Source organism: Streptomyces sp. NPDC058877 (genome assembly GCF_042742855.1).
Lineage (GTDB): Bacteria > Actinomycetota > Actinomycetes > Streptomycetales > Streptomycetaceae > Streptomyces.
Genome location: NZ_JBHYMF010000140.1, coordinates 1 through 18,552, shown reverse-complemented (window position 1 = coordinate 18,552; position 18,552 = coordinate 1). Strand labels below are relative to the sequence as shown.

Genomic DNA, 18,552 nt, shown 5'->3' with positions numbered 1-18,552 from the left:
CCCGGGGGCGGGGGAAACGCTCACGGGACGTTCCCTCCCCGTCCAGATCCCCGTCGGCCGGGACACTCCGAAGACGACGACAACACCCGTATGCGTGTCGTCATCGTCACCGAATCCTTTCCTCCCGACGTCAACGGTGTGGCGCACTGCGCCCTGCAGACCGCGCGCCACCTCGTCCGGCGGGGTCACACCCCGCTGGTCATCGCCCCCGCCGTCGCCGATCAGGAGGCAGCCGCCGAGGCCGAGGCAGACGCCCCCTGCACGGTCATCCGGGTGCCCTCCCTGCCCCTGCCCGGCTACCCGCAGGTGCGGGTCGCCCTGCCCAGCCGCCGGGTCGCCGCTGCCATCGCCGCCCACCGCGCCGACCTCGTCCACCTCGCCGGTCCCTTCGTCCTCGGCGTCCGCGGCATGACGGCCGCGGCCCGGCTCGGCATACCCGCCGTCGCCGTCTACCAGACCGACCTCGCCGGCTACGCGCGCACTTACGTCGGGACCGGCGAGGGCGCCGCCTGGCGCCGCCTCCGGGCCGTTCACGGAGCCGCCGACCGCACCCTCGCCCCCTCCGCCGCCGCCGCGAGCGACCTGGAGGCCCACGGCATCGGCCGCATCCGGCTCTGGGGACGCGGGGTGGACACCGTCCGCTTCCACCCCGGACTGCGCGATCCCGCCCTGCGCCGCGAGCTCGCCCCCGACGGAGAACTCCTCGTCGGCTACGTGGGGCGCCTCGCTCCGGAGAAGCGGGTGGACCTGCTCGCCGCGGCCTCCGCCCTGCCCGGCGTCCGGGTCGTGGTCGTCGGGGACGGACCGAGCGGACCCGCCCTCCGTACCGCCCTCCCGGGCGCCCGGTTCCTGGGCCGCCGCACCGGGACCGACCTCGCCCGGATCTTCGCCTCGCTCGACGTCTTCGCCCACACCGGCCCGCACGAGACCTTCTGCCAGACCGTCCAGGAGGCCATGGCCAGCGGGGTGCCCGTCATCGCCCCGGCCGCCGGGGGCCCCCTCGACCTGGTCGACCACGGACGCACCGGACTCCTCGTACCGCCCGGCGACCCGGGAGCCCTCTGCGGAGCCGTCGCCGAGCTCGCCGCCGATCCGGACGCCCGCGCCGCGTACGCCCGCACCGCCCGCACCGCCGTCGAGGGCCGCAGCTGGGAGGTGCTCGGCGACGAGTTGATCGGCCACTACCTGGAGGTGCTGCGCGAGCGGACGGCGGTGGCGGCGTGAACGGCGTCCGCACCCACGCCCGCCCCGTCGGCACGAGCGCCGGCCGCGACCGCACCGGACTCCGGATCGTGCGGCTCGCGAACTTCGTCACCCCCACCTCGGGAGGCCTCCGCACCGCGCTTGAACGACTCGGCCGCGGCTACCTGGCAGCCGGCCACCGACCCGTGCTCATCGTCCCCGGCGACACCGAGAGCGACCGGGACACCGAGCAGGGCCGGGTCATCACCCTCCCCGGCCCGGTACTGCCCGGGACCGGCGGCTACCGGGTCCTCGCCGACCGGCGCCGGCTCCGCCGCCTCCTCGACGGGCTCGCCCCCGACCGGATCGAGGTCTCGGACCGCACCACCCTGCGGTGGACGGGGGAATGGGCGCGACGCGCCCGCGTGCCCGCGGTGATGGTCTCCCACGAAGCCGCGGACGGGGTGCTGCGCACCTGGGGGGTGCCGCCCGCACTCGCGGCCGGCGCGGCCGACCGGCTCAACCGCCGCACGGCATGGGCCTTCACGCGGATCGTCTGCACGACGGCGTGGTCGGAGCACGAGTTCGTGCGGATCGGGGCGCGCAACGTCGTGCGGGCCCCGCTCGGGGTGGACCTGGAGCGCTGTCGTCCCGGCCGCCGCAGCACCGCACTGCGGGCCGGGTACGCCGACGGCGCGCGGGTGCTGCTCCTGCTCTGCTCGCGCCTCTCGGTCGAGAAGCGGCCGGTCGCGGCCTTGGACGTGCTGGAGGAGCTGCGGGGCGCCGGGATCGCGGCGGCACTGGTGGTCGCCGGGGACGGACCGCTGAGGGCCGCGCTGGAACGACGGGCGGGCGAACGAAACCTCCCCGTGCGCTTCCTCGGGCACGTCGCCGATCCGGAAGCGCTCGCGGACCTCCAGGCCGCGGCCGACGTGTGCCTGGCCCCGGGGCCGGCGGAGACCTTCGGCCTCTCCGCCCTGGAGGCCCTCGCCTGCGGCACGCCCGCCGTCGTCAGCGCCTCCTCCGCCCTGCCCGAGGTCATCGGCACGGCAGGGGCCGGTGCCGTGGACGAGCCGGCCGCGTTCGCCGCTGCCGTCCGAGGAATCCTCGCGGTCCCGGAGGACGTGCGCCGTCGAACCGCACGTGCACGTGCGGAAGGCTTCGGCTGGGACCGTTCCGTCCATGCCTTCCTGCGTGCCCACGACGCCCTCCCGGGCTCCCGGCCGACCGTTCCCGCGGAGGCCCGATGAGGACCGGGAGACCGGCCGGGGCGGCGGTGGGGAGACCGCTTCCCACCGCCCCGGGAGGCCCGCCTCACTCCCCGGGAGGCCCGGCCCACGCTCCGGAAGCCCTCGCCGTGGCCGTGGGCGCCCCGGTCACACCGCAAGGAACCCCCGCCGGCGCGCCGCCGGTCGTCCTGCCCCGGGCCCCGAGGGCCGGAGCACCGACGCCCGGGCCGGTTCGCTTCGTGGCGCTCGGGGACTCCTTCAGCGAGGGGGTCGGGGACCGGGTGGACGGGGACTGGAGGGGATGGGCCGCACTGCTCGCCGAGGGGCTCGCGGCCGAGGGAGAGCCGACGGAATTCCTCAACCTCGCCGTCAGCGGAGCCCTCAGCAGCGACGTCGCCGACCACCAGGCCCCCCGCGCCCTGGCCTTCCGGCCGCACCTCGCCTCCGTGGTCGTCGGGGTCAACGACACCCTGCGCCGCACCTTCGACATCGGTCTCCTCGCCCGCCGACTGGACCGGGTCTGCGCCGACCTCGACGCCCTCGGAGCCGTACTCCTGACGGCCTGCCTCCCCGATCCCGGCAGGATGCTCGGCCTGCCCCCACCCCTGGCCCGCCCGCTCGCCCGCCGCCAGCGTTCCGTCAACGCCGTCGTGCACGCGCTCTCCGCCCGGTACGGCGCCCTCCACCTCCACCTCGCCGAACCCGCCTGGACCGAGGACCGCGCGCTGTGGAGCGCCGACCGGCTGCACCCCGGCGAACGCGGCCACCGGGCCGTCGCCGCCGACTTCCACCGGCTCCTCGCCGCCCGCGGCCTCGCCTTCGGCGCGCCGCCCGCGACGGAACCCGCCCAACCGCCGCCGACCCGTACGGAAGCCCTGCTCTGGCTCGCCACGGCAGGCACCGGCTGGGTCCTGCGCCGCAGTCGGGACCTGCTTCCCCAACTGCTGGTGCTCGCCGGCGCAGAACTGCGCCACTGGGCGACCGGTACCGGCACGGCGCCCCTCGACGCGCGCGCGGACGATGCGCTCGCGGAGGCACTCGCGGCCACAATGAAGAGATGAACGGGCGCTGGGAGTTCTGGATCGACCGGGGCGGCACCTTCACCGACGTCGTCGGGCGGCGGCCCGACGGCCGGCTCGTCAGTCGCAAGGTGCTCTCCCATGATCCCTCCCGCCGGCACGACGCAGCCGTGGCCGGCATCCGCCTCCTCCTCGGGCTGGGCCCTGACGAGCCCGTCCCAGCCGACCGGGTCGCCGTGGTCAGGATGGGCACCACGGTGGCCACGAACGCCCTGCTGGAGCGGCGCGGGGAGCCGACCGCGCTCCTGATCACCGAGGGGTTCCGCGATGCCCTGCGCATCGCCTACCAAAACCGGCCCCGGCTCTTCGACCGCCACATCGTGCTGCCGGAGGCGGTGTACGAGAGGGTGATCGAGGTGCCCGAGCGGATGGACGCCCACGGCCGCGTCGTCCGCCCGCTGGACGGGACGGTCGTCGCCGCGGCACTCGCCGCCGCCCACCGGGACGGCCTCCGCTCCGCCGCCGTCGTCCTGCTGCACGGCTACCGGAACCCCGAGCACGAGACCAGGGTCGCGGCGGTGGCCCGCGCCGCCGGATTCACCCAGATCAGCTGCTCGCACGAGGTCAGCCCGCTCATCAAACTGGTCCCGCGCGGGGACACCACCGTCGTCGACGCCTACCTCTCACCGATCCTGCGCCGCTACGTCGACGAGGTCGCCCGCGAACTCGCCGGGATCCGCCTGATGTTCATGCAGTCCAACGGCGGACTGCGGGAGGCCGCCCACTTCCGCGGGAAGGACGCCGTCCTGTCGGGGCCGGCGGGCGGCGTCGTCGGCATGGCCCGCACCTCGGCCCGGGCGGGGTACGACCGGGTCATCGGCTTCGACATGGGCGGCACCTCCACCGACGTGTCGCACTACGCGGGTGCCTTCGAGCGGGAGCTCGGCACCCAGGTCGCCGGGGTCCGGATGCGGGCGCCCATGATGAGCATCCACACCGTCGCGGCGGGCGGCGGTTCGGTGCTCCACTACGACGGACGCCGCTACCGCGTCGGCCCCGACTCGGCCGGTGCCGTCCCGGGCCCCGCCTGCTACCGCCGCGGCGGACCGCTGACCGTGACCGACGCCAACGTCATGCTCGGACGCATCCGACCCGACCACTTCCCCGCCGTCTTCGGCGCCTGCGGAGACCAACCCCTCGACCCCGAGGTCGTGCGGGAGCGGTTCACGGCCCTCGCCGCGGAGGTCGGCGGTGACCGCACCCCCGAGGAGGTGGCCGCCGGCTTCCTGGAGATCGCCGTCCTCAACATGGCCAACGCCGTCAAGAAGATCTCCGTCGAACGCGGCCACGACGTCACCCGGTACGCCCTCACCAGCTTCGGCGGCGCCGGGGGCCAGCACGCCTGCGCCGTTGCCGACGCCCTGGGCATCGACACCGTCCTCGTCCCCCCGCTGGCCGGGGTGCTCTCCGCGTACGGCATCGGACTCGCCGACGCCACCGCGATGCGCGAACGGTCCGTCGAGGCGGAACTCGACGCCGACGGCACCCCCGCACGGTTGACGGCGCTCTGCGCCGAACTCGCCGACCGCACCCGGGCGGAGCTGCGCGCCGACGGGTTGCCGGACGAGGCGATCACCACCCGTGCGCGCGTGCTCCTGCGCTACGCCGGCACGGACGCCGGACTTCCGGTCGACCTGGCGCCTCCCGACGGACTGAGAACCGCGTTCACGGCCGCTCACCGTGCCCGGTACGGCTTCACCCTGGACCGGCCGCTCGTCGTCGAGACCGTCGTGGTCGAAGCCGTGGCCGCCGCAGGGCCGCACGCCCCCCTCCGCACGGACACCGCGGAACGGACCGGTCCCCTCACCCCCCTCGCCACCGTACGGATGCACAGCGCCGGCGCGCCCCGTACCGCCCCGCTCCACCGGCGCACGGACGTGAGGCCGGGCGACGACGTCGACGGACCCGCGATCCTCGTCGAGGAAGACGCGACGACCGTCGTCGACACCGGCTGGCGGGCCACCGCGACCGACGGGGGCCACCTCGTGCTGCACCGCGTCGTCCCCCGCCCCCCGCGCGCGGCCGCGGGCACGGACGTGGACCCCGTCCTCTTGGAGGTCTTCAACAACCTCTTCATGTCCATCGCCGAGCAGATGGGCGTCCGGCTGGAGAACACCGCACAGTCCGTCAACATCAAGGAACGCCTCGACTTCTCCTGCGCCCTCTTCGACGCGGAGGGGAACCTGATCGCCAATGCGCCGCACATCCCGGTCCACCTCGGCTCCATGGGGGAGTCCATCAAGGAGGTGCTGCGCCGCCGCGGGGACGACCTCCGCCCCGGCGACGCATACGCCGTCAACGACCCCTACCACGGCGGCACCCACCTCCCCGACGTCACCGTCGTGACCCCGGTCTTCGGCGACGCGGGGGACGAGCTGCGCTTCCTCGTCGCCTCCCGCGGCCACCACGCCGAGATCGGCGGCATCACCCCCGGCTCCATGCCCGCCTCCAGCCGGACCATCGACGAGGAGGGCGTCCTCTTCGACGACTGGCTGCTCGTCCGCGGCGGACGGCTGCGCGAGGCCGAGACCCGAGCCCTGCTCACCGGTGCCCTCCACCCTTCCCGGGATCCCGACACCAACCTCGCCGACCTCCGCGCCCAGATCGCCGCCAACGAGAAGGGGATCGAGGAACTCCGCCGTGCCGTCGAGGAGTTCGGACTCGACGTCGTCCGGGCCTACATGCGGCACGTCCGCGCCAACGCCGAGGAGTCCGTGCGCCGCATCGTCGCGCGCCTCGACGACGGTGCCCACCGCTACGAGACCGACGGCGGTGCGGTCATCCGGGTCGCCGTCCGCGTCGACCGCGAACGACGTTCCGCCGTGCTCGACTTCGCCGGCACCTCTCCCCAACTCCCGGGGAACGCCAACGCGCCCACCGCCGTCGTCACGGCGGCCGTGCTGTACGTCTTCCGCACCCTCGTCGACGAGGACATCCCCCTCAACAGCGGCTGCCTGGAACCCCTGGAGATCAGGGTCCCCTCCGGATCCATGCTGGCGCCCGTGCCCCCGGCGGCCACCGTGGCGGGAAACGTCGAGACCTCCCAGGCCGTGACCGGGGCGCTCTACGCGGCCCTCGGGGTCCAGGCCGAGGGGTCCGGCACCATGAACAACGTCACCTTCGGCAATGCACGCGTGCAGTACTACGAGACCGTCGCGAGCGGCTCCGGCGCCGGAAAGGGCTTCGACGGTGCCGACGCCGTCCAGACCCACATGACCAACTCCCGCCTCACGGACCCCGAAGTCCTGGAATGGCGCCACCCGGTTCGGGTCGACGCCTTCGCGGTGCGGGAGGGCAGCGGCGGGGCCGGCCGCTGGCACGGCGGCTGCGGGGTGGAGCGGCGGCTGCGCTTCCTGGAGCCGATGACGGTGACCCTCCTCACCGGCCACCGCAGGGTCCCGCCGTACGGGATGGCCGGCGGCCGGCCCGGCGCCCTCGGCGAGAACCTGGTGGAACGCTCCGACGGCACCGTCGAGCACCTCGGAGGCACCGCCACCACCGAGGTGGGGCCCGGCGACGTCCTGGTGCTGCGCACCCCGGGCGGCGGCGGATACGGGCCGCCGCCCCCCCTGAGCCCTCAGCGCGCCGGAACGAACCGCACGGGCGTCCCCGGCACCGCCTGGGCCGCCGCACCCAGGTCGGCCTCCCGCACGACCGCGACCACCGGATAGCCCCCGGTCGTCGGATGGTCCGCGAGGAACACCACCGGGCGCCCGTCCGGCGGCACCTGCACCGCGCCCAGGACCGTGCCCTCGCTCGCCAGCTCGCCCGACACGGCCCGCTCCAGGACCGGTCCGTCGAGCCGGAGGCCGATGCGGTTGCTCGCCGGGGACACCCGGTACGCACGCGTCGTGAAGGCGCGGAGCGCCGCATCGGTGAACCAGTCGTCCCGGGGTCCCGGTCGGACCCGCAGGACGAGTTCGTCCGGTGGCCCCGGCCAGGGCGGGACGTCGGCGTGCCCCCGCCCGGTCGTGCCCGGACCCAGCGGTAGCACCGTCCCCTGCGCGAGGGGGGCCGGACCGAGCCCCGACAACAGGTCGGTGGACCGGCTTCCGAGCACCGGCTCGACGGCGATCCCACCGCCGAGCCCCACGTACGACCGCACCCCGCGGACGGCCGCACCGACCTCCAGGACCGATCCGGCGGCCATCCGGACGGCAACGCCCCAGGCGACCGGCCTCCCGTCCACCCGCACCGGGCAGGGAGCGCCGCCCACCGCGACGGTCACGCCACACCCGGACCGCAGCGCACACCCGTCGACGGTCGTCTCCAGGACCGCCGCGCCCTCCGCGTTGCCGACGAGCCGGTTGACGAGCCGTAGGGCCGCCGGGTCGAGGGCGCCGGATCGGGGCACGCCGAGGTGCGCGTACCCCGTGCGCCCCGAGTCCTGGACGGTGGTCAGGGCCCCGGGCCGGACGACGGACACGACGCGGTCGCTCACTGCCCGCCCTCCGCGGTGAACCGCACCCGGGTGCCGGGGGCGAGCAGTGCGGCGGGATCCCGACCGGCGTCCCACAGCACCGTGTCGGTGGTGCCGATCAGCTGCCACCCACCGGGGGAGGAGCGCGGGTAGACGCCCGTGTACGGTCCGGCCAGGGCGACCGAACCGGCTGGAACGGCCGTGCGGGGAGTGGTTCGCCGGGGCACCCCGTACCGCTCGTGGAGTCCCGTCAGATAGCCGAAGCCTGGTGCGAAGCCGCAGAAGGCGACCCGGAACTCGGTCGCCGTGTGGATCCGCACCGCCGCCTCCACCGACACCCCCCACAGCGCGGCCACCTCCGCCAGGTCGGGCCCGTCGTAGCGCACCGGCACCTCGACGGTCCCGCCCTCGAACGCCTCCTGCTGCCGTGCGGGCTCCCAGCCGGTCAGCTCGCCGGCCAGCCGCTCCGGATCATCCAGCCCGTCGAGCAGCACGGTCCGCGCCGCCGGCACGATCTCCCGTAGGGCGGGGAGCGCACCTGCCGCGCGCCGGCGCAGCAGTTCCGCGTGGAACGCCTCCGTCTCGGCCCCGCCGCTCCATTCCACCAGGAGCGCCCGATCGCCCACGCGCAGCACGCGCGGAGGACGTGCGCCCCCGGATCCGGGGTCCGCCCCGACCGGGTCCGCCCCGGTGCGCGCGGTCATGCGAAGGCCTCCACGCGCATGCCGGAGGCTTCCAGTCGGTCCCGGACCCTCCGGGCCAGGTCCACCGCGCCCGGGGTGTCGCCGTGCAGGCAGAGGGAGCGGGCCCGGACGGCGACGCTGCGCCCGCAGTGGGACGTCACGGCCCCGGTCCCGGCCAGGTCCACCGCCCGCTGCACGACCTCGTCCGGATCGGTGACGACGGCCCCCTCCTGGCTCCGTGGCACCAGGGAGCCGTCCGCCCGGTAGGCCCGGTCGCCGAACGCCTCGGCGACCACCCGCAGCCCCGCTTCCGCGGCGGCTCCGTGCAGCCGGGATCCCGGCAGCCCGAGCACCGGTAGGGTCCGGTCGGCGAGCAGCACGCCCTCGACGACCGCCGCCGCCTGCTCGGCGTCCCGCACCACCCGGTTGTAGAGCGCCCCATGCGGCTTCACGTACGAGACCCGCGAACCGGCGGCACGGGCGAAGACCTCCAGCGCGCCGATCTGATAGGCCACCTCGGCGGCCAGCTCCGCCGGCGGGACGTCCATCGACCGTCGTCCGAACCCCGCGAGGTCCCGGTAGGACACCTGAGCCCCGATGCGCACTCCTCGTGCCGCGGCGAGTTCGCAGACCCGCCGCATGGTGACCGCGTCCCCGGCGTGGAAGCCGCAGGCCACGTTGGCGCTGGTGACGACGGACAGGAGTTCCTCGTCGTCGGTCAGCCTCCAACGGCCGAAACCCTCGCCGAGATCTGCGTTGAGGTCGATCGGTGCCCGGGGCATGCGGTGCTTCCTCTCTCGCCTGGTGGTGCGGGACGCGTTCCCCGCCGGGTGCCCCGGCGGCACTGCCGACGGGCGTGCGGTCGGGTGGACGCACCGTGACGTCGGGCGGGTCGTGCGGTGGGGAAGGCATCCGGAGGGCCCGGGGACGGGGCGCTGCAAGGGAACCGCCGCCCGAGCGCCTCCGGGCCCGGAAGCGCTCGAACGCTCCGGGGTGCGGTCACCGTAGAGGATTGTTCAACGATCCGACAAGAAGGGTGTTGTCCGTTCCCCCTCTTCTAGGGTTGACTCGACCGACGGACGACGAGAGGGGACGGAGCGCGGTGGACCTGAGCGACACCGGGGGACCGGTGGGCGACCGTGCACTGCTCGGACGCACGAGCACGGCGGACCGGGTCGCGGACGTCCTGCGCACCCGGATCGCCGAGGGCCGCTTCCCACCGGGCGTCCGGCTCTCCGAGGAGAGCATCGGCGGCGCCCTCGGCGTGTCCCGCAACACCCTCCGCGAAGCCTTCCGACTCCTCACCCACGAGCGCCTGCTCGTCCACGAACTCAACCGCGGGGTGTTCGTCCGCGTCCTCACCACCGGTGACGTGGACGACATCTACCGCACCCGACGTCTCGTCGAGTGCGCCGTCGTACGGGGCCTGGGGCGGGCACCGTTCACCGTCGACGCCCTCGCCGCCGCCGTCGCCGAGGGCGAGGTGGCGGCTCGCGCCGGCGACTGGACGGGCGTCTCCACGGCGAACATCCACTTCCACCGCGAACTCGTCGCCCTCGCCGGCAGCACGCGCACCGACGAACTCATGCGCGGCGTCCTCGCCGAACTCCGCCTCGCCCTTCACGCCGTCGAAGACCCGCGCGCCCTCCACGAGCCCTACCTCCGCAGGAACGGGGAGATCCTCGAGGCCCTGCGCACGGGGGACCTGGCCTCGGCGGAGCAACTCCTGGCCGACTACCTCGACGACTCCCGCAGCCGGCTCACCGCCGCCTACGCCCGAGCGGTCGACGGGACGACGGGGTCCACCGACTGACCCGAGGCCCGACGCGGGGCCCCGGCCACCGGTCTCATCTGCGTCGTTTCGACCGTTGTCATGGTGAGGACCTAATCTGTGCACCGTGACTTCGCCTGCCTCGACGGACCTTGCTCCGCCCCAGCTCAGTACGGGGCCGCGCCCCGCGCAGGGACCGGCCGCCGACGAGGGGCTCGCGCGGCGGCTCCGCGCGCTCGCGTGCACCGCCCCGCTGCACGACCTCGACGCGCGCAAGGCGAACCTGGCCGGCGAGTACACGGTCTACGCGATGGCCGAAGTGGCCCTCGCCGCGATCGACCTCATCACGTTGAACATGGACTTCGACACCGGGGCCGACCACGAGCAGATCGTTGCCCGACTGCTGCCCCGCGTCGCCGCCCAGGCTCCCGACCGCCCCGCCGCCGAGCACGAGCGCGTGGCCCGCTGGGTCCTGGAGAACCTGATCAACGTCGGCAGCGTCGACCGAGGTTTCCGGGCCGTCTACGGGACCTTCGGCACCGACGGGGCCTACGTCCGCAGGGACTACGACTTCAAGCTCATCGAGGAGGTCCCCGGCTATGGCGGGGGCGTCTACCTGCGCACCACCGACGAAGCGGTCAACGTCCTCGTCGGTGCCCTCGACACCGACGTCACCAGCGCCCAGATCGCCGCCGAGGTGAAGCTGGAGGTGCTCATCAACCGCGGTCGGCTCGCCGATGCCCAGCTCGCCGCCGAGCAGGCGCGCTACCGGACCGTGCAGTACGCCGAGACCCTCCGCAAGACGCTGGAGGCGACCCGGCGCAACGTCCGGGCCGTCGACTGGCTCCAGACCGTCCCCGACATGATCGCGGAGGCGCTCGACCACGTGGCCGACCGCTACCGCCACGAGAACGCGATCCTCACCAACATCCGTAGGGCCCGCGACGAGGCCGAGGCCGCGTCCGACGCCAAGACGGCCGAGCACAAGCGGCGCGCCGCCGAGCTCGTCGACATAGTCAAGGACTGTATCCGGCGCCACACCCAGCTCCAGTCCCGACTGCTGGAGGCCGGACCGCTCTTCCGCGCCGAGCAGGACCGGCAGGCCTTCGCCACCCCCACGGCGTACACCGGGCTCGACCTGTACGGGCAGCTGGTCGCCCCCGTCCTGCCGCTCCCCGTCGAGCGGGCCACCCGCGTCACCGACGCCTTCTTCGCCCGCGGCACCGGACTGCGCACCCCCACCTCGGTCCGTCTCGGCGACCTCGTCGACCTGCTCCTCACCCCGCCCGTCGAGCGGGAGCACCTCGGTGCCGAGATGCCCGAGCCCGATCTGATCGCGACCCCCGACGACTCGCGCTTCAGCGAGGAGCAACTGGCGAGCGCCATGCGCCTGCTCGACCTGGAGCACGACGCCCCCCGTCGACTCTCCGGACTGCTCGGCGAGGCCCGCCGCCTCGATCCCGACCTTCCGTACCTCGTCGCCCTCCTCGCCGTCCACGCGGCGAGCCCCCCGGTCGGCACCGCCTACCGCCAGGGCGAGGAGCGCCTCCTCTTCGCCGTGGACGACGGCACCCCCCTCGACGATCCCGAGTTCGGCGGCGCCGACCTCATCGTCGGCACGGCCCTGCTCGATGCGGCGGGCATGGCCGCTGACCGTACGGAGGCCACGTGAACCCCGTCCCCTCCACCCCGCCGAGCCCCTCCGATCCCCCGTCCGCCACCGAACCGGTGGCTCCGCCCGTGCCGGACCGAGCCGTGCCGGACCGAACCGTTCCGGACCGAACCGTTCCGGAGCCCCGGGAGGAAATTGTGCCGGAGCGGGTCGCCGCATTCCGTGTCGAGCCCGTTCCGGAGCCGGACCCGGCACCCATGACGGAATACTCGATTCCGTCGGAGTTCGGAGCCGAGTTCGTCCCGGCAAGTGAGGCGGCCCCCGAGACCGTTCTCCGGCCGGAAGCCGAGGTCCTGCCGGAGCCGGAGCCGGAGCCGGAGCCGGTGTCGGTGTCGGTGTCGGTGTCGGATCCAGTGTCCGAACCCGAGCCCGAGGCCCTGTTCGGGACCGGTGGCGAGCCCGCGAACGACGCGGAGCGCGAGTCGGCTGCCCGGGCGGACCAGCCGCGCGGTCCGCTGCTGCCCGCCGTGGCCGGGGAATCGTCGGCCGGCGGCCGGAGCGAGGACCAGAGCCCGTCCCGGCAGGTTTCCGGGTCCCCCGGTGCACCCGCTCCGGAGGCAGCCGGCCGGCCGCGGTTCGGGACCGTGTCGGTGCCGGAGCCGTCCCGCACCCCACCCGCACGCCGCCGGGACGTTCCGTCCGTGCGCGTCGTCCGCCTCACGGACGAGCCGCCCGCCGGCCGGCCCGGCCCGACGGGCACCCCCGCTGCCGTCACCCCCGTACCCCTGCCCGTCCCCCGACCCGTCCCCCGCGCCGTACCGACCGAGAGCCGCACCGAGGAGCCCCAGCCGTGAGCGAAACCCACGCCGAGCACGCCGACGCGTGGAGCGAGCAGGAGCCCCAGCAGCCCCCGACCGCCCCCCACTCCTCCGCCGTCACGCCCGCGGACGCCGCCGACGCGGCCCGACTCGTCTCGTTCGGACTCCAGCCCAAGCTGCTCCCCGCCCGGGACGTCGAGTACACGGAACTCCTCCGCCGCTACCGCGAGGACCCGGCCTTCGCCCGCCTCGCCGATGCCGTCGCCACCGGCCTCGGACTGATCGTCCTGGAGGTCTCCCCGCGCGCCGGCATGGCGGTCACCGCAGGCGAGGACTCCGTCTTCGCCGTCCGCATGGGCGACTACGCCCGTCGCGCCAACACGGACTCCGCCGACCGGTTCCTCCACGGCCTGGCCCACCTCGCGGTCGCCGCCATGGCCTTCCCCCGCCCCGAGGACCTCGCCGACGACGCGTACATCGGCCGGCTCACGGTCAACGGCGTCGACGCCTTCGTCCGCCAGGCGTGTCTGCGACTGGAACGGCGCGCCGAGGAACAGGGCGAGAACACCGACCCGGCCTCTGACGCCCCCGGCCTCGAAGCCGCCTGGCGGACCTACGCGCGCCGCAGCTCCACCGGCGCCACCAAGGACGCCCGCCGCCTCGCCGGCTCCACCACCGGCATCGTCAGCAAGGCCGCCGCCTTCCTCACCGACTCCGGCTTCCTCCAGCGCACCGGCGACGAGGGGGGCGGCTCCTACCGCACCACCGCCCGCTACCAGCTCCAGGTCCGCGACATGGCCGGATCCGCCGCCATGGCCGAGCTCCTCGAACTCGGCATCGTCCCCGTCAGCGACGGTTCCGCGACGCTCCTCCCGCCGCCCGAAGGCGACGACCTGGAGCTCGCCGCCGACGCGGGCCTGCCCTTCCACGCGTAACGGCCCAGTCGCCGCCCGCGCAACCGAACTCCCCGAGCACGAGAGCACGAGAGTCCCTCGCCATGTACGAGCTGTCCCGGGTCCGCCTCTACTCCATCGGCCCCGCCGGCGCGCGCTACGCCGATACCGTCCTGGACCTTCGCGGCGTGGGCGCACCGGTGCCCCATCCCGCCCCCACCCAGGCGGAGTTCTTCGAGGAGGAGCCGGTCGGCCCACCGCGCCGCCCGGCCCCCGCGGGCGTGCTCTTCCTGGAGAACGGCGGCGGCAAGTCCGTCCTCCTCAAGCTGATCTTCTCGGTCATGCTCCCCGGTCACCGCAACACCCTCGGCGGTGCCAGCTCCGGCGTGCTGCGCAAGTTCCTCCTCGCCGACGACTGCGGTCACGTCGCCCTGGAATGGCAGCACACCCTCACCGGTGAGCTCGTCGTGGTCGGCAAGGCCAGCGAGTGGCGCGGCCGGCAGGTCTCGAACGACCCGAGGAAGTTCGCCGAGGCCTGGTACTCCTTCCGCCCCGGCCCCGGACTCAGCCTGGACAACCTGCCGGTCGCCGAGGCCACCTCCGTCCGCCCGCCCGTCGAAGGCGCTTCCGGCGCGACCGGCCGCCGCCGCACCATGAAGGGCTTCCGCGACGCGCTCACCGAGGCGGGAAAGGCGTACCCGCACCTGGAGGTGGTTTGGGAAGAGATCCACGACCGTTGGAATGAGCACCTCGGCGACCTCGGTCTCGACCCCGAACTCTTCCGCTACCAGCGCGAGATGAACGCCGACGAAGGAGAGGCGGCCGGCCTCTTCGCGGTCAAGAAGGACTCCGACTTCACCGACCTGCTGCTGCGCGCGGTCACCGACACCCGGGACACCGACGGCCTCGCCGACCTCGTCGGAGGATTCGGCAACAAGCTGGGCCGTCGCGCCGAACTGACCGCCGAACGCGACTTCACCGCCGGTTCCGTCGACCTGCTCGGCCGGATCGTGGAGGCCGCAGGAACCCGTGCCCATGCGCGCGAGGTCCATGCGGGCGCCGAGCGCCGCACCCGCACCCTCGCCCGCCGGCTCTCTGCCCGTGCCGCCGAAGAACGCGGCCGGGCCGCGGAACTCGCCCAGCAGGTCACCTCGGCCGGCCACGCCGTTGCCGAGGCCGAGACCGCCCGCAGCCGCAGCTCCCTCATCGCTGCCGAACTCGCCTACCGACACGCCTCCCTGGCGTTGACCGCAGCGGAGAAGGGCGCCGCCGCCCAGCGCCGCGAGCTCAGCGACGCCCGTACCCTGCACTCCGCTTGGCAGGCCGCCGAGGCGGTGCTCCGCCACCGCGCCGCGGGCGACCGCTCCGCACGCGTGGCCGCCGCCATTCGCGAGGCCGAACGTGACGCGGCCCCCGCCCTGGCCGCCCGCGCCAAGGCCGCCGCCGACCTCGTACGCGCCCTCGCCGCCGCCGCAGAGGAGGGCGAGCGCCACGCCGCGGAGGAAGAGGGACGCTCCACCGCCCTCCAGGACGCGAGCGAGACCGCTCACCGCGACGCCACCGCCGCCGCCACCGAAGCCCAGCGGGCCCGCAGCGAAGCCGGCCACCTGCGTCAGCGACTCGCCGAGGTCGAACAGGAGACCGCAGAGGCCGTACGCGCCGGCTGGTTGGACGACACCGCGCCCGATGCCGACCCGGCCCGCGCCGCGCTCGCTGCGAGCGACGCCGAGAAGACCACCGTGGCCGCCTGGGACGTGGCGCGCGAGGCCGCCCGCGCGGCTGCCGACCGCGCGCGCGAGGCCGCCGCCGCGGAGTCCCGTGCCGAACTCGCCGCGGCCCGTGCGGCCGACGCCGCCGAGGCCGCCGGGAACGCCCACGACGCGGAACGCCGTGCCGCCGAGGCCCTTGCCGTCGAGGAGCGCCTCGCCGAACTCCTGAGCCTCCCCGCAGCGGGCTCCCCGCTCCCGGGCCCGCGCGCTTCCACGGCCGCCGACGCCGGTGCGGAGGACGCGGCCGACCCCGGAGACGCACCCCAGGACCCGCTCACCGTCACCGAGTTCGACCGCTGCGCCGACGAGTTGCGCGGCCTGCTCGACCAGGCCGTCGCCGCTGCCGAGCGGCAGCTGTTCGAACTGCGCACCGCAGCCGCCGACGACTCCCGCATCCTCGGCGCCCTCGGCGACGGCGGCCTGTTGCCACCCGGCCCCGACGTCCTCGCCACCGTCGAGTACCTCGGTGAGCACGGCATTCCCGCGCTTCCCGGCTGGCGCTATCTCGCCCAGGCCGTGGCCCCCGCCGACCACGCCAGGGTCCTCGCCGCCCGCCCCGAGCTGGTCGACGGCGTGGTGATCACCGACCCCGTCTCGTACGGACGGGCCCGAGAGGCCCTCGCCGCCGCCGCCCTGCTGCCCCGCTCCGCCGTGGCCGTCGGCACCGCCGCGGCCCTGCTCGCCCCCGCACCCGCACGGGGAGCGACGGAAGACGGCGGGGTCTTCCTCGTCCCGCCGAACCCGGCCATGCACGACGAGCACGCGGCCGACGAAGAGCGGCACGCGCTGCGCGCCCGCGCCGCCGCCCGTGACGAGGAGATCCGCGTCCTCGCCGGCCGCCTCGCCAAGGACCGCGCCCTCGCCTCCCGGATCGCCGCCTGGCGCGCCGACTGCCCGCACGGGATGCTCGCCGAGCTCGCCTCCGCCGCCTCGACCGCCCGCGAGGCCGCCGAGGCCGCGGTCGCCGCGCTCGACGAGGCCCGTACGGCCCGTACGGAGGCCGACGAGGTCGCCGCCGAAGCCGCCCACCTCAGGGACGAGCGGCAAGAGGCCGCACAGCGGGCCCGCCGGGTCGCCGACGCCCTCGCCGGCCTTGCGTTCCGGCTCCGCGAGCGTGCCGCCTGGCAGGCCAAGCTCCGCGAACTCGCCGATGACACGGCCGAGGCGGAAGTCCGTGCCCAGAGCTGTCTGGAGCGAGCCCGCGCCGCCGACGAGGACCGGCGCGCCGCCCAGCGCGCCGCCGACGACGCCTACCGCACCGCGCGCGCCCTGCGGGCCGAGCGGGCCGAGATCGCCGGTGCACCCGACCACCTGCCGGAGGAGGAGCCGGATGCACCCCGCACGGCGCTCCCGACCCTGCGCGAGGCGTACCGGGCCGCGTCCCAGGTGTACGAGAAGGTCGGGGTCGGCGCCGACCTGCGGGCCGAGCAGGCCCGGGCCGAGGGCGACGAGTCCGCGGCCCTCGCCGAGCTCAACCGTCTGACCAACAAGGTCCGCACCCGGGCCGAGCAACTCCTGGAGTCCACCGACGGCGCCGACGGCCCGTCCCGGCAGGCGGCTGCCGCCCGCGCCGAGGCACTCGTCCAGATGCTGGAGACGCGTGCCTCCGAGGCCAGCGAGAAGCTCGGCCGACTGCGCGGCGAGGCCGAGCGCCTCGCCCCCGGCGACGGCGAGGCGCACACCGAGCTCCCCGAGGACCTCGTGCCCTCCGACGCCGAGCAGGCACAGACCCTGCTGCGCACCGCGACGGCCGAACTGGCCGCCCGCACGGACGCCTTGGAAGCGGCCCGGGCCGCCCATGCCGGTCTGCTCCGGGACCACCGCGCCGCCGAGGACGCGGCCGGGGGCTTCGACGAGACGGCCGCCCTGCTGCGCGATCAGCTCCGCGACCACCCGGACGAGGAACGCGAGCCGATCGAGTCGTACCCGGGGACCCTGGAGGAGGCCCGTACGACGGCAGCCGAGGCGCGGCGCGCACTGCGCGGCTGCACCGCCGAACTGTCCGCTGCCGAGGCCGCCGTCCGCGAGGCGAGTGACATCCTCGTCCGACACGCCAACTCCACCCGCTACGAGCAGGTCCGCACCCCGGCCCGCCAGCAGATCCGAGAGCTGCCGGCGTCCGCACTGCCCGAGCACGCCGCCAAGTGGGCCGAGGCCTTCGCGCCCCGACTGCGCGTGCTCACCGACGAGCTGGAGCAGTTGGAGCGGAACCGCGACTCGATCGTCGACCGGCTGCGCGGGCTGGTCGAGTCCTCGCTCGCGACCCTCCGCTCGGCCCAGCGGCTCTCCCGCCTCCCCGAAGGCCTCGGCGAGTGGTCGGGGCAGGAGTTCCTGCGGATCCGTTTCGAAGAGCCCGACCAGGCCACGCTCTCGGAGCGGCTCGGCGAGGTCGTCGACGAGGCGACCCGCGCGGCCGTCAAGAAGAACTCGGACCTGCGGCGCGACGGGATGTCCCTGCTGCTCCGCGGCGTCCAGGCGGCGCTCGAACCCAAGGGCGTCTCGGTCGAGATCCTCAAGCCGGACGCGGTGCTGCGCGCCGAGCGGGTCCCCGTGGGGCAGATGGGCGACGTCTTCTCCGGCGGGCAGCTGCTCACCGCGGCCATCGCCCTCTACTGCACGATGGCAGCACTCCGCTCCAACGACCGGGGGCGCGACAAGCACCGGCACGCGGGCACGCTCTTCCTCGACAACCCGATCGGCCGGGCCAACGCCACGTACCTGCTGGAGCTCCAGCGGGCGGTGTCGGACGCGTTGGGCGTCCAGCTCCTCTACACGACCGGCCTGTTCGACACGACGGCACTCGCCGAGTTCCCGTTGGTGATCCGGCTGCGCAACGACGCCGACCTGAGGGCCGGGTTGAAGTACATCAGCGTGGAGGAGCACCTGAGGCCGGGCCTGCCGCAGCCGGGCGCGGAGGGCGAGACGATCCACGGAGAGATCACGGCGACGCGGATGTTCCGCCGGCACCAGGCGGACGAGCCGGTCCCGGCGGAGACGCCGTAGTCCCGTGCCGTACGGCGCCGGGGCCCGCGCCGCACGGCGCCGGGGGTCCGGTGGGCGGCCGGGAAAAGGCGAGCGGCCCGGAACCCCTTCGGG

Annotated in this window: 12 protein-coding genes; 9 read left to right on the top strand and 3 right to left on the bottom strand. The window is 75.0% G+C overall.

Annotation, left to right across the window (positions count from 1 at the left end; genetic code table 11):
• The first annotated feature begins 90 nt into the window (after positions 1–90).
• From ACFW2Y_RS26330 to ACFW2Y_RS26315, 4 genes are all read left to right on the top strand, one after another.
• Entirely contained in the window at positions 91–1,224 is a 1,134-nt protein-coding gene (locus ACFW2Y_RS26330) for a glycosyltransferase family 4 protein (protein WP_384884026.1), read from the top strand.
• Positions 1,221–2,432, top strand: coding sequence for a glycosyltransferase (locus tag ACFW2Y_RS26325; RefSeq protein WP_384884024.1), 1,212 nt, complete (start codon positions 1,221–1,223; stop codon positions 2,430–2,432). Before ACFW2Y_RS26330 ends, ACFW2Y_RS26325 begins: the two co-directional genes overlap by 4 nt.
• 218 nt (positions 2,433–2,650) lie before the next feature.
• Complete coding sequence (locus ACFW2Y_RS26320) at positions 2,651–3,472, top strand: SGNH/GDSL hydrolase family protein (protein ID WP_384884022.1); 822 nt, start codon at positions 2,651–2,653, stop codon at positions 3,470–3,472.
• Entirely contained in the window at positions 3,469–7,161 is a 3,693-nt protein-coding gene (locus tag ACFW2Y_RS26315; RefSeq protein WP_384884019.1) for a hydantoinase B/oxoprolinase family protein, read from the top strand. Before ACFW2Y_RS26320 ends, ACFW2Y_RS26315 begins: the two co-directional genes overlap by 4 nt.
• On the opposite strand, the gene ACFW2Y_RS26310 is transcribed toward ACFW2Y_RS26315, so the two are convergent.
• From ACFW2Y_RS26310 to ACFW2Y_RS26300, 3 genes are read right to left on the bottom strand one after another with little or no spacing between them, the layout of a single operon-like run.
• Positions 7,068–7,931, bottom strand: a complete 864-nt coding sequence (locus tag ACFW2Y_RS26310) for a biotin-dependent carboxyltransferase family protein (RefSeq protein ID WP_384884016.1) — start codon at positions 7,929–7,931, stop codon at positions 7,068–7,070. The two genes, ACFW2Y_RS26315 and ACFW2Y_RS26310, sit on opposite strands and share 94 nt — an antisense overlap.
• On the bottom strand, positions 7,928–8,614 hold the full coding sequence (gene pxpB / locus ACFW2Y_RS26305) for a 5-oxoprolinase subunit PxpB (protein WP_384884014.1): 687 nt from the start codon (positions 8,612–8,614) through the stop codon (positions 7,928–7,930). The genes ACFW2Y_RS26310 and pxpB overlap by 4 nt, the downstream gene beginning before the upstream one ends.
• Positions 8,611–9,375: a LamB/YcsF family protein gene (locus ACFW2Y_RS26300; RefSeq protein WP_384884011.1), complete on the bottom strand. Its 765-nt coding sequence runs from the start codon at positions 9,373–9,375 to the stop codon at positions 8,611–8,613. Before ACFW2Y_RS26300 ends, pxpB begins: the two co-directional genes overlap by 4 nt.
• Positions 9,376–9,701: 326 nt before the next feature.
• On the opposite strand from ACFW2Y_RS26300, the gene ACFW2Y_RS26295 reads away from it, so the two are divergent.
• The 5 genes from ACFW2Y_RS26295 (at position 9,702) to ACFW2Y_RS26275 (ending at position 18,459) form a co-directional block, all read left to right on the top strand.
• A complete protein-coding gene (locus ACFW2Y_RS26295) occupies positions 9,702–10,406 on the top strand; it encodes a GntR family transcriptional regulator (RefSeq protein WP_384884029.1) in 705 nt (234 codons plus the stop codon).
• 85 nt (positions 10,407–10,491) lie between these two features.
• Positions 10,492–12,036 carry a hypothetical protein gene (locus ACFW2Y_RS26290; protein WP_384884008.1) on the top strand — a complete coding sequence of 515 codons (1,545 nt, stop codon included), beginning with the start codon at positions 10,492–10,494 and terminating at the stop codon, positions 12,034–12,036.
• Between the two features lie 197 nt (positions 12,037–12,233).
• Positions 12,234–12,830 carry a hypothetical protein gene (locus ACFW2Y_RS26285; protein WP_384884006.1) on the top strand — a complete coding sequence of 199 codons (597 nt, stop codon included), beginning with the start codon at positions 12,234–12,236 and terminating at the stop codon, positions 12,828–12,830.
• A complete protein-coding gene (locus ACFW2Y_RS26280) occupies positions 12,827–13,729 on the top strand; it encodes a hypothetical protein (protein WP_384884003.1) in 903 nt (300 codons plus the stop codon). Before ACFW2Y_RS26285 ends, ACFW2Y_RS26280 begins: the two co-directional genes overlap by 4 nt.
• Positions 13,730–13,791: 62 nt before the next feature.
• Complete coding sequence (locus ACFW2Y_RS26275) at positions 13,792–18,459, top strand: hypothetical protein (protein WP_384884000.1); 4,668 nt, start codon at positions 13,792–13,794, stop codon at positions 18,457–18,459.
• Positions 18,460–18,552: the final 93 nt, after the last annotated feature.